This is a genomic window from Nostoc sp. LEGE 06077 (assembly GCF_015207705.1).
Lineage (GTDB): Bacteria > Cyanobacteriota > Cyanobacteriia > Cyanobacteriales > Nostocaceae > Nostoc_B.
Map to the genome: position 1 here is coordinate 37,893 of NZ_JADEWI010000010.1, position 12,694 is coordinate 50,586.

Sequence of the window (12,694 nt, forward strand, 5' to 3'; positions counted from 1 at the left end):
GACGTAATTCCTATTACGTCTCTATTGTTTAGGCATAATTGATTATGAGTTTCGATAATTAGGGATCAGTTTTATTTGGTTTACCATTATTCAGAGGTTTCTTGCGGGGAGTGCTGGTTTCATTCGATTTTTTATTGGGTTGGGGGTTAGCATTCGATTTTTGATTAGACATAAGACTGCGGAAATTAATGATAAGTTTACCTACAACAAGGATATGACTGAATCCAGAAACTAGTTAAAAAATTTACATACAAAAATAAAAAAGAGACGTGATTATAATCACATCTCTAAGTCGAGAAGAAACCCAATATTATAAAAAATTAAAAGTTTTATGGTAAGAATTCAGCACCCAGGAGTCAGAATTGAGAATTATCGATAGGATTAGCAAATTCATTAATCAAATATTTCTCCAGATTCTTTAAACCTTCTGACTCCTGAATTCTGACTCCTGAATACTTACGTTTTATGACCTGTGATTACTATAATTAGTTAGGTTACTTGTATACTAAATTATTCTGGTTTATCAAGTTTGTTTGAGTTCTGTTGATTGATTCTGTCAATTTTCCCAATAGACCGAATAGCACCAGGTTCTGTTTTATCTGGTTTACCGAGATTACGTGGTTTTTGACGAGTCATAAGAATACTCTCACTGTTGGTAGAATCTTTACTACTTGAACTACAACAGTGTAAATAGCTATTCCGGAAATTACATACGGCTAAACAGACATAACCTGAGTTTGTATAGCCGCAATTTTGCATCAAGCTATTTTTAGGCGAAGGAGGAAAAGTCCAGATTTGGGGGTACGTCTTGAATGCGTCCTGGCCCGATCGCTCGTAGTGCTTCTTTTAGTAAAATATCGCCAGTATACAAAGCCCGTCCTACAATTGCACCTGTGACACCTTGCGCTTCTAAAGCTAATAAACTCAACAAATCAGTTACAGAACTCACACCACCAGAAGCAATTACAGGAATATTAATAGCGTTGGTAAGTTCGCGTAAGGCTTCGATGTTAGGGCCACTGAGGGTTCCATCGCGGTGAATATCTGTATAGATAATGGCGGCTGCACCTAATTCCTGCATTTGCACAGCCAGTTGGGTGGCTAAAACTTCCGAGGTTTCTAACCAGCCGCGAGTTGCCACCTTCCCATTCCGGGCATCAATACCGATAATAATCTGTTGGGGAAATTCTTGGCAGAGTTCCTGGACTAACTGGGGTTGTTCAACGGCGACAGTTCCCAGAATCGCCCATTGGACACCCAAGTTAAACAATTGTTGCACACTAGAGCGATCACGCAATCCACCGCCAACTTCAATCGGTACTGATATTGTTTGAGCGATCGCTTCAATCGCTTTCAAGTTTATTACTTTACCTGCTTTTGCTCCATCTAAATCAACTAAGTGCAACCGAGTTGCACCTTGATCTACCCATTGTTTTGCAACATCAACCGGATTTTCGCTAAAAACTTGGGATTTTTCATAGTCTCCCTGATACAGTCGTACACAACGACCTTCGAGTAAATCAATTGCTGGAATTACGTCCATTGACCTTTCCTTTTTAAAAGTGCTGAGTGCTGAGTTCTGAGTTCTGCGGTAGCGGGGCGTTCAGCCCGTGCTGAGTTCTGAGACAAAATACTAGCCTCTAGTTCCTAGCCTCTAACCTCTCTTTGACAGCTTGACGAAAACCAATCACAAGCAAAATGTTAGATAGGGTTAAAAATACTTCTGCGCCCCCATGTAGCCAATCTACATTTGCCAAAGACTCTCCATAATGCACCTTGGCGTAAATACCTACTGGGATGGTAACGCCGACAAACACAAGCGTGCCGTAAAATCCGTATAGTGCTAAACGTGGCATTTGCTGACTACGGCTAATAAACCACAAGAAACCCAAATAGGGAAATAGAGAAAGGGCAAATAGGGTTTCCTTCGAGATCATGGTTCTGATTTAATAGATGGGACTGCAATAGTATCAGTGGTATTTTTGGCAGGCTTGGTGGAACGCCAAATCCACACCGCAGCCGCCCACAGCGTAAAATTACCAACTAAGGTCATGGTAGCTTGTAGCGTTACCAGCCATTCTAAAGATTCTGCATTGTCAAAATAATGCCAGGTGCAAGCGCACATAGCACTAACCAAAGCTGGTAACATGGCTAGGGACAATCCCCACCAACGGCGATTACCAGTGAGTTCGCCGTAAATCCAGATTAACCAAATCGCGGCAATCCACTCAATAACGCTAGAAATATGAATAATCCAAGTGGGAATTGATAGGGCGTGCATAGGAAAGTCAAAAGTCAAAAGTCAAAGGTCAAAAGTCAAGAGTTAATTGTCTTCTGATTCTTCCTTTAGTTCATCTTCCCATAAGAAAATTCATCTTTAGTCGGCAAGATGGCTGACATCAGATGAACTACAGGGAAAAAGTTGATATTCTAAAATCCACAATCTAAAGATGGGAACTATGCGGGCGTTATTGTCTGGTTATTACGGCAAAGGTAATGGTGGTGATGAAGCTTTACTAGCGACGCTTCTACAAATGTTGCCATCTCATGTAACGCCTGTGGTGCTTTCTGGCAATCCAGAAGAAACGCGCGATCGCTACAATGTAGAAACTCACAACCGGATGGCGATGCTACCTGTACTGCAAGCTTTACGTTCTTGTGATGCTTTTATTTGGGGTGGTGGGAGTTTAATTCAAGATGTCACCAGTACTATTAGCCCTCTGTATTATGGAGGATTGATGACATTAGCGCAAACAATGAATTTAAGAACCATTGCTTGGGCGCAAGGTATTGGCCCGTTAGTGCGTCCGCAAACTCGTTGGTTAGCAAGACGCAACTTTGCTGGCTGTAGCAAAATTAGTGTACGCGATCGCGCCAGTGCGGCTTTATTATCAGATTGGCAAATTCCCCATATCATTGCACCTGATCCGGTTTGGGCGTTACAAGGTAAACCAGTTCCCGGACTTGCAGATTTACCTGCGCCGAGAGTGGCTGTCACATTGCGATCGCATCCTCAATTGACATCAAAACGCCTAGCTAAACTCACTAAGGCATTAGTTGATTTTCAAACAGCTACCCAAGCATTTATTTTACTGTTGCCATTTCAAAAAAGTGAAGATTTAGGCATTGCCGAAGCAATTCATCCTCATCTTGCTGATGTCAGTAAAATATTATGTCTGGAAGATCCACAACTTTTAAAAGGTGTCTATCGTGGTGTTGAAATGGCAATTGGAATGCGGTTACATAGTTTAATTATGGCTGCTGCTGAAGGTTGCCGCTGTTTTGCCTTGAGTTATGATCCCAAAGTTAATCGTTTAATGGAAGATTTAGCAATACCTGGCTGGGATTTAGAAAATTTACCAGATGACGCAAATATAATTAGTAAAACTTGGCTGGAATATTACGCCAATGGTGAACCACTTTTATCTGCACAAATTCAATCTTTAGTAGATAAAGCCTTAATGCACCGCGAATTATTGAGTACAGCTTTAAGTTAAAGTTTTGTGTAAAAATGAATAGAGATAATTATATTTATGATTGCCAGTCAGAGAACTTAAAGCAAGCTCTTGATATTTATACAAATGGAGGTTGTATTTTATGTGCGGTATGTGGTTCTGAGTTAATAATAATTGGTTATGAGAATAGAAAATTAATCAAAAAACATCAATTACAGCCAGGATTTTATTGTCCAGTTAGCCCAAAACATATATATTCAAGATTTATTCTCGGAGATAATTTTGAAGAATTTAGACGAAAATTTGGCTGTAACGATTAATTTTATTAATTATTTATAATTCCATCCGGTTCAGTTAAGGCTAGATTCCTGAGAAATAAACTAAATCAATCAATTAAATATTTCATTTGTCGGCGTACATCGGTAGTTAAATATTCTTATCTGAACCGTATTGATTTATAGTTTATCTTATCATTTTGTGCTGTGTGATTTTAAAGTGATTGAAAGTCGAGGCGATCGCTTAAACTGTCGTATCTTTGATCCACAAAATAGTAAGTTTATTTATTAAAGAGAACTGAATATAAAAATTATTACAAATCTCATAAGATTAACCAAGGCGATCGCTTCTAAATCTAAAATAGAATTATGCTATCAACTCCTACTAACTTATTACGACTTTCACAAGGACAACTAAACTTACTAGAATGTTGTCCTCGTCAGTTTCAACATACATATTTAGAACAACTCAATTCTCCTTCAGACCCTGAACATGAAGAGAGACAAACTTTAGGTAGCCGTTTTCACTTGTTAATGCAGCAGCAAGAAATGGGTTTACCAATTGATAGTTTATTACAAGCAGATGCTCAACTGCAAAGTTGGATGTCTGCTTTTGCCAACGCTGCACCAGAAATTGTCACACCGACAATAGATAATCAAACCTTCCGCGCCAGTGAACACTACCGCACCCTACAAGTACAAGATTATTTACTGACAGTTATCTACGATTTATTAATTGCAGATAACCAACAAGCACAAATTTTAGATTGGAAAACTTATCCAAAACCCCCAGATCAACACAAACTAGCACAAAACTGGCAAACACGTCTTTATCTGTACGTATTAGCTGAGACTAGCGAATACTCTCCAGAAAAGATTTCTATGACTTACTGGTTTGTTCAGTCTCAAGGCAGACCACAAAATATAAAATTTACTTATAATAATCAGCAACATCAGCAAACAGAAAAAGACCTCAATCAACTGTTAAATCATCTCTCTAATTTCCTAAAACTTTATCAAAAAGGTCAGCCATTTCCACAAATAATGGAGAGTAGTAAAGCTTGTAATTACTGTCAGTTTGCTATTCGTTGTCAACGTAATCAATCAACTGAAACAACAAAGACATACCCATTATCAAATATTGAAAGTATTCAAGAAGTCTCTCTTTAACGGTTCCATCTTATTGACAAATGACAAATGACCAAACACAGTGGCTTTTAGCCCCAACTGAACAACCACCAGAGTGGTTTATTGCAGCAGTAAAGCAGTACACACCTGCATCTAGTGGACTATATGCTGCAAAATTATTATGGCAAAGAGATATCAAAAATATTCAACAACTAGCAGCTTTTGTTAACTATCAAACTTATCAACCTGCCAGCCCCTTTGAATTTGGGGAAGAAATGCACTTGGCAGTAGAAAGGTTACAACAAGCTCGTAATACTGGTGAAAAAGTTGCTATTTGGGGTGATTTTGATGCTGATGGTATCACTTCTACTGCTGTGTTATGGGATGGTTTGGGGCAATTTTTTCAGCAACATACTCAGTTAACTTATTACATTCCCAATCGCCTGCGAGAATCCCACGGATTGAATAATCCAGGAATTGAGAATTTAGCTAAACAAAATTTTAAATTAATAGTTACTTGTGATACGGGCAGTACAAATATTGATGAAATTATTTATGCTAAACAGTTAGGTATAGATGTAATCGTTACAGATCATCACACCTTACCTGCGGAACGTCCACCAGTTGCAGCAATTATTAATCCCCGTTATTTATCCAGCGTTCATCCTTTATTTAATCTTTCTGGGGTAGCGGTTGCCTATAAATTAGTAGAAGCCCTTTATCAAACACTGCCAAATGTCCCTCAAGATGCACTAGAAAATTTATTAGATTTAGTAGCGGTGGGGTTAATAGCCGATTTGGTGCAACTCAAGGGAGATTGTCGATATTTAGCACAATTAGGAATTCAACGTTTACAAGCAGACTTTAAACAACCTCCAACCGCACGAAGACGACCAGGGGTAGGGCGATTATTAGAATTGTGCCAAAAAAGTGGCGATCGCCCCACAGATATTTCCTTTGGTTTAGGGCCGCGCATCAATGCAGTTAGTCGCATTCAAGGTGATGCAAGTTTTTGCGTAGAATTATTGACCAGCCGCGATGCTAAACACTGCAATCAATTGGCTGAAGTTACAGAACTTGCCAACACCCGCCGCAAGTCATTACAAAAAGATGTGCAAGCCCAAGTTGTCCAAAAACTCTCCCAATTAGATTTATCAACCACCAGCGTCATTGTCCTCGAAGATCCCCAATGGCCAGCAGGTGTGTTAGGCTTAGTCGCCGGACAAGTAGCCCAAGAAACAGGCCGTCCTACAATTTTGTTAAGCACCGAATTGCCAGAGGAGCATACTTCGACTCCGCTCAGTAACCGAGGAAACAGAGGAGCTTCAGAAGAATTAGCTCTTTTATCTTCTAACTCAGCACTCAGCACTCAACACTCAGCACTCAGCACTCAGCACTCAGCACTTGTACTAGCCCGTGGTTCAGCCCGTTCTATCAATTCTGTCGATTTATATCAACTAGTCAAAGACCAAGCACATTTATTACATCGCTTTGGTGGACATCCCTACGCTGCGGGGTTGAGTCTGCCAGTCGAGAATATTCCTTTATTTACCCAAGCAATTAATCAGCAGTTGCGGCAATCTTTGGGTAGTACAGAATTGATGCCTACGGTTCAAGCAGATTTAACAGTTACCGTAGCAGACTTAGGCAAAGAATTATTTTTAGAACTGAAACTGCTAGAACCTTGCGGGATGGGAAACCCAGCCCCAAAGCTACTAATCCAAAACTGCTGGTTTGAAAATGCTTGGCATCGCAATCAGCAAGACTGGCAAGGAAAAAAAGTACAGTACATTAAAACCGATTTTGATATTCGGGATGAATCTACTAAAAATCCTTTTCCTGGAGTGTGGTGGGGACATTATAAAGATGAATTACCTATAGGCAAAGCTGATTGCATAGTCGAACTAGATTACAACAGTTTCAAAAAACGCTATGAAATCAGATTAATCGCCGTCCGTTCCAGCACTAACTCAGAACTCAATCAACAACACCCAACACAAATACTCGACTGGCGCAATCAAGAACACTCAGCACTTCCCACTCTAAACTCCCCACTCATCCTGGAAGAATGCCCTAGTAGCTGGGATGAACTACGCGCTTGGTGGCAACGCTCTCTTTATCATGGTCAACAATTAGCCCTTGCTTGGTCTAAACTTCACCTCCAACCACCCCAAGAAATTTGGCTTACTCTGGTTGGCATAGCTAAATATCTGAGTCGTACACAGCAACTAGTTACCCGCACACAGCTACTAGAAAAATTAGGTATAGGTAATCCAAGCTTGCTTTTAGGCATCAAGGCTTTAAAATATTGCGGATTTATCGTCACAAGACAAGACCGTTCTTTACAAATCAGCCAAAATCCCCAAACAATTTCCGCCACCCTAGCGGATGCAGCCGTCACTCAATTTTTAGCCGCAGTCAGCGAAGAACAATTTCAGCGACATTATTTTTCTGAAGTACCTTTATCTACTATTGTGACGATTATTAATCGACCTCTGCCTTTTTAAGCATATAGGAATCATATTTGATTTGGAGAAAAAACTCAGTACACCTCTGTTACTTCTTTTTCTGTTCCCTTTTAAGAGTTCCCTTCCTACACAAGTAATTTCAATAATCAAGTCGGATTCCTATAGATAGTGCGAATTACACCCACAGAAATTTAAAATTTTCACGATTCACACTAGCTTTCATGCTCATCATACCAATAGTGCATATATCCTCAATAAATAACTTGATGTATAGGAAATTCATCTGATATCTGAAGATTTGCTGAGTTGAAATAGTTATGATTGGGCAAAACTTCTGATGGTTTTTGATAGTCCAGTGAGGCGCTACCAATATCTCCATCTAATTTGTCAACCTTAACAAAACTTTATCTGTGGTTCTCAAAGGGAGATTTATGCAAGTTTTTTCATAATCAAAGCTTCACATAAATTTCGGTAGTTTTAACAAGCCGAGAACTAGAAAGTAAGAGTTAGAAATAGTGTAGCAATCTTGCGTTTATCCAGTTTGAAAAGATAATTTCCCAATTTTCCATGACAACAAAACTATTCCAAACTCTAGCAGCAGCTACAACCTTAGCCGGTATCGTAGCCACCGCGGGCGCAGCAAACGCAGCTTCGCTCTCTTACTCTAGTCAATACCAATACAAACCTACAGATGAAGCAGCATCAGCTGATGGTTACTACATAACAGACATCAAGGATACAATCAGCGTTCAAAAGTTTAACTCAGCACTAGGTACTCTCAAAAGTGTAACCATAGAGTTTATTGGCAACTTGAAAGGAGATGCAGGCTTTGAAAACAGAAGCAATAATGCTGCTACTGTCCTAGTAAATCTTGCAGGTACACTGAATTTGCAACTACCAGAAGGTGTAGATCGATTTGAGTTAAATCCAGAACAGTCTTATTCTTACACCGTAGCTAGGAGAGATGGAGTATTAGATTACGCTGGTACTTCTGGTAGAACAGTTGCTGGATTAAGTGCTGGTATTACAGAAACAAAAACATTCGCTGATAGCAGTTTCTTGCAATATTTCCTAGGTCAAGGAACCACAGACTTCACCTTCTTAGCAACAGCTAATTCAAGTATTTCTGGCCCTGGTAATCTTGCCTCTTATGTTACTACATTAGCTAGTGCAAATGTTAATGTTACTTATAACTACGACCCCAAAGCGGTACCAGAACCTTCTGCGGCAATTGGTCTTGGTTTAGTAGCAGGAATTGGTTTAATGTCACAACGCAGAAAAAGCTGGCTCAAAGCTTCTAACTAATCGGTAGAAATAGGTGAGTTTTCTCACCTGATTTAATCTACTATTACCAATTAAACATGAAGAAGCACATTGAATAATTACAAAAGTGTGCTTTTGCTAGACTGCTCTTCATACCGATTATTACTGTCAGAATCATATCTGATTTAACTGTGAAAAACCTGGACAATAAGTCTGGGTTTTTTATTTTGGGGTAAAAATGCAGAATACAGAAGTCAGAATTTATTAAAGTTTGACCATCAGTACTATGAGAATAGGAAAATCTTGATCTAGGAGACTCCTGATTTATTCATGATTCTGACTTTCTATTCCTTCATTATTAAATTTTGGTTGACAATTGCAATGCCTAGACTGAATCATCTTGTGCCAATGCCTGCTAACCTCATACTGGAAGTTCACAGGTTAAAAATTTACATATATGGCATCGCCTGAAAATCAAGTTCTACCTACACAAGACATTAAGTTACTAGTTTTAGATATAGATGGTACGATCGCTGGAAAATCCAATTCCCTAAGCAAATCTGTCAAGCAAGCGATCGCCGCCGTGCAAGCTAAAGGAATCAATGTTGCAATTGCTACTGGTCGTATGTATCGTTCCGCCTTGCGCTTTCATCAAGAAATTGGCTCTAATCTACCATTAGCAGCTTATCAAGGAGCCTGGATTCAAGATCCCACGAACCAGAAAATACATCGTCATTTGCCTGTGGCGAGAGAAATGGCACACCAATTATTAGACTATTTTGAACAACCCCAGTGGCGATCGCTTCTATCTATCCACTTTTACATTAATGATGAGCTTTATGTGCGGGAGTTAACCAGAGAAACTAAAATTTATGCACAACGCTCAGGAATTACCCCAATTGCTGTGGGTGATTTACGCAAAATTTTAATTGAACATGAACCAACAAAAATTTTAGCTTTGTGCGATGACACAGAAGCGATTGATAGGTTATTAGGAAATTTGCGCCGTCAATACACACCAGCAGAACTTTACCTGACAACTTCCGTAGCTACATTCTTTGAAGCCACAAATCCTACTGTCAATAAAGGCGCTGCTGTACGTTATTTCGCCGAAGAACTTTTGGGTTTACAAAGAAATAACGTTATGGCTATTGGTGATAATTATAATGATGTGGAAATGCTGGAATATGCTGGTATTGGTGTGGCGATGGGGAATGCTCCAAAAGACGTGCAGGCGATCGCTCAATGGGTCACTCCTAATGTAGAAAAAGATGGAGCGGCGATCGCCATCAAAAAATTTTTACTTTCTTAAAGCTTGCTATCTTTATATCTCATGAAATCAGAAAGAACACCGACGACTGGCCGTGTTTCGTCTCGGTGTTCTTGCTGGTTCGCTCCTCACACAACTGAAAGTATAGTCGAACTACTTTTATGCGTCAATAGCTGAGATAAAAATTGTTATATTTTTTGTCAGAAACACTACTGATGAATAGCACGCTTATTCCTAGCTAAATTGCGTAGTTATTTCTGGGAAATTCTACTTTATAACTTCAATAAATCATTAGTAATGCCAAGTTTAAAAAAAAGTTCTCTATCTTAGGTTAATCCTACTGCGTTCTCATTCATCAGCAAATGCTTTCCCAACTTGCTTGACTGTTATGAGAACTACTGCAACAAACCAACTCCTGTTCATTTATGACTTCACTTCTTACAGTGGTAAGATTTCATAGTTCCCAAGGAGCCGTCACCCCTAGTTTTTCTACTAGTAAAAATCTCAGCATACGCTGAGTAATTATCACTAAACCCAGCCTAGCTTGAGCTAGTTCAGGTGAATAAATTTTTACATCACCCCAAATTCTACACTTACTCCAGAAGTTTTCTACAGCTTGACTCAACTTCAAGGCGACTTTTTGCCAGTTAACTGCATCACTAATATCCGAACATCCCAAGTTGTCCGCTACTTGCACTAACTGAGCAAGTAAATCTTTTTCGGTTGAGTGATGGAAGCAAAGTTGGTTGTCATGATTCAACCAAGGTATTGGCTGTTGAGGTACTAGCCGCCAAAATTCCAGATTAGTATCTGGTAAAGGTTCCGTCAGTTTGATTAATCCCTCGTGATGACCTAGCAATATTAATGAACAACAGCGTGCATGAGCGTATTGAGCAGCAAAAATATTTGTCGGGTTGTGGTTTTTAACATTTGGGGTTATTTCTTCTATTCCCATCAGTTCTACTTGTCCTATGCACTCCATTACCCAGTGTTGTAACCAACTTGCCAAATAAACAGGAGTTAATTCTAAATAAATCCAACCAGGAGGAACAATTTTGACGCTAAAAACGTCGCCACTGGTCGCCGATAATGCATATCCGATACTATCGGCTATATCCATAGCGGTGCAATTATGAGATTTTGATAACTGCTGTGCCAATCCTGAGATATATAAAATTTTGCTATTATCTCTATCTTTATATAGATGATTTTTTTTTAATTTTATGTTCTGTATTTTTTGGGTTTGCGTAGCTTCACTTAGTGCGTTAAATAACAGACTGTAAATTAACTGTTTAATTGACGTGTGATTGCTGATTATTGACCAACTATGCACGGAATCTGATAAGAATATCTTTTTATTATTCCGCTAACAACGGCTTGTCATCTTTCTTTGGATATAACTTTAATCTATATAAAGAAAAATGAGAAGAGCATAAAATTTAATAAATATTCTATGAATAGTAAGTAAACTTTACTACCATCATTGTACAGTAAGAAGTATAACAAAAGAGTAGGCGCTAAATTGCCTTCTACTCTTTGGATGGCTGGCGCTGTTAGGCGTTAAGCCTACCCCGTCAACACAAAGACACTCCTTGCACCTTGTTTTATCACGTCTTTGTCTTCAGCCGAACGCTCTTTGTTACCTATGCAATCTCCATCCTCCTTTTCTGAGGCATCACGCCCTTTTTTGACTTGGCAACGTATTCTTGATTGGGCTCAAGAACACTATCGTTGCCGCACCTTTAGCAAAGATGAGCGCATTCCAGCTAGACCCGGATTGCTCTATTTGGTTCAAAGAGGTGCGATCCGTATGGTAGGCACTGCTCAAGTTAGTGCTACTGCTAGTCAGCTAACATCTCGACGCATCAACAGAACTCCAGAAGAAGCATTCTTGGGTTTTGTAGGAGCGGGACAACCATTTGAAATTGTGGCTCAGTCACCATTCACGCTTCAGGCATACGCTCACGTTGACCAAACTGCGGTGCTGTGGATGTACTGGCATGATCTAGACAACTGGCCTCACTTCCGGCGTGAAGTTATGGATGCCTTTAGGTATCAGCATCAGCGTAAATTGTTGTGGCTGAGTGCCTTAGGCCAACGACGTACAATTGACCGACTCTTAGGATTCCTCACATTGTTAATTGAGGAATATGGTGAACCGGCAATGAGCGAAACTGATCCCGATGTGATTCGCGGCTATTGTTTGCCTTTCCCCCTAACTCATGCCCAAATTGGTAGTGCGATTGGTTCTACTCGTGTAACTGTTACCCGCTTAATGGGCAAATTGCGTCAAAGAGGTTTAATCCTGACTCAAGGAGATAATCTCATTTGCTTGCCAGCAGAATCGATTAATAGAGCCAGTTAAGACGCATTCAGAGTTCCTGTAAAGGCATCTATCACAATTTGACCCCGATCAGTCATCAGTAAGTTGGTGCAGCAACTCTTTCTTACTGTTGTGTTTGACCAATCTGTTTGACCACCACAAACAGATTGTGCGTAATCGGGTAGTTTCTGGATAAAAAAGCCTCTGTGTGAAGTTTGTTTCTTTGACAAAATATTCACAAGAGAAAAATAATAGTTCTTGGTAGAGGACTTATTGATTGTCTTGTTTGCCCGGCAAAAGCAGGAACTAAGTTGAACATTGAGAATGCCTTGTCTACGGCAAAAGCGTAGTAGATGCCACTAAAAATATCAGCAAACTTTATATAAAGTTTGGGTGGTCTTGAAAACAAACTCATAATCAGAGTCGAAAGTATTGATTACCCAAGACTTCTTCAATGCAATTGTCTGTCTTGCTTTGATCAGCGGTGCAGTGGAAATACAGTTGATTCACCA

General features: G+C 39.6%; 12 protein-coding genes. 7 read left to right on the forward strand and 5 right to left on the reverse strand.

Annotated features, from left to right (window positions below; all coding sequences use genetic code 11):
* Positions 1–510: 510 nt before the first annotated feature.
* From IQ244_RS32965 to IQ244_RS09565, 4 genes are all read right to left on the reverse strand, one after another.
* Positions 511–636, reverse strand: coding sequence for a hypothetical protein (locus IQ244_RS32965; protein ID WP_265578912.1), 126 nt, complete (start codon positions 634–636; stop codon positions 511–513).
* A 133-nt stretch (positions 637–769) separates the two neighbouring features.
* Positions 770–1,543: a 1-(5-phosphoribosyl)-5-[(5-phosphoribosylamino)methylideneamino]imidazole-4-carboxamide isomerase gene (gene hisA, locus IQ244_RS09555; protein WP_193892723.1), complete on the reverse strand. Its 774-nt coding sequence runs from the start codon at positions 1,541–1,543 to the stop codon at positions 770–772.
* 97 nt (positions 1,544–1,640) lie between these two features.
* On the reverse strand, positions 1,641–1,937 hold the full coding sequence (locus IQ244_RS09560; protein ID WP_193892726.1) for a DUF3593 domain-containing protein: 297 nt from the start codon (positions 1,935–1,937) through the stop codon (positions 1,641–1,643).
* Positions 1,934–2,281 (reverse strand): DUF2499 domain-containing protein, encoded by a 348-nt coding sequence (locus IQ244_RS09565; RefSeq protein ID WP_193892729.1) that lies wholly within the window; start codon positions 2,279–2,281, stop codon positions 1,934–1,936. The genes IQ244_RS09560 and IQ244_RS09565 overlap by 4 nt, the downstream gene beginning before the upstream one ends.
* Before the next feature lie 178 nt (positions 2,282–2,459).
* Between IQ244_RS09565 and csaB the strand changes: the two genes are divergently transcribed.
* From csaB to IQ244_RS09595, 6 genes are all read left to right on the forward strand, one after another.
* Positions 2,460–3,497, forward strand: coding sequence for a polysaccharide pyruvyl transferase CsaB (gene csaB / locus IQ244_RS09570; RefSeq protein WP_193892732.1), 1,038 nt, complete (start codon positions 2,460–2,462; stop codon positions 3,495–3,497).
* A gap of 14 nt (positions 3,498–3,511) precedes the next feature.
* Entirely contained in the window at positions 3,512–3,775 is a 264-nt protein-coding gene (locus tag IQ244_RS09575; protein WP_193892735.1) for a hypothetical protein, read from the forward strand.
* A gap of 324 nt (positions 3,776–4,099) precedes the next feature.
* A complete protein-coding gene (locus IQ244_RS09580) occupies positions 4,100–4,900 on the forward strand; it encodes a PD-(D/E)XK nuclease family protein (RefSeq protein WP_193892738.1) in 801 nt (266 codons plus the stop codon).
* 20 nt (positions 4,901–4,920) lie between these two features.
* The gene (locus IQ244_RS09585) at positions 4,921–7,365 is read left to right on the forward strand and encodes a single-stranded-DNA-specific exonuclease RecJ (protein WP_193892741.1); all 2,445 of its coding nucleotides are present in this window, start codon (positions 4,921–4,923) and stop codon (positions 7,363–7,365) included.
* Positions 7,366–7,893: 528 nt separating this feature from the next.
* Positions 7,894–8,631 carry a choice-of-anchor E domain-containing protein gene (locus tag IQ244_RS09590; RefSeq protein ID WP_193892744.1) on the forward strand — a complete coding sequence of 246 codons (738 nt, stop codon included), beginning with the start codon at positions 7,894–7,896 and terminating at the stop codon, positions 8,629–8,631.
* 415 nt (positions 8,632–9,046) lie between these two features.
* Positions 9,047–9,901, forward strand: coding sequence for a Cof-type HAD-IIB family hydrolase (locus tag IQ244_RS09595; RefSeq protein ID WP_193892747.1), 855 nt, complete (start codon positions 9,047–9,049; stop codon positions 9,899–9,901).
* Between the two features lie 412 nt (positions 9,902–10,313).
* Here the strand turns inward: IQ244_RS09595 and IQ244_RS09600 are convergent, their stop codons facing one another.
* Positions 10,314–10,979, reverse strand: coding sequence for a DALR anticodon-binding domain-containing protein (locus IQ244_RS09600; RefSeq protein ID WP_322746044.1), 666 nt, complete (start codon positions 10,977–10,979; stop codon positions 10,314–10,316).
* A 525-nt stretch (positions 10,980–11,504) separates the two neighbouring features.
* Between IQ244_RS09600 and IQ244_RS09605 the strand changes: the two genes are divergently transcribed.
* Positions 11,505–12,224: a Crp/Fnr family transcriptional regulator gene (locus tag IQ244_RS09605; RefSeq protein WP_015114387.1), complete on the forward strand. Its 720-nt coding sequence runs from the start codon at positions 11,505–11,507 to the stop codon at positions 12,222–12,224.
* Positions 12,225–12,694 lie beyond the last annotated feature (470 nt).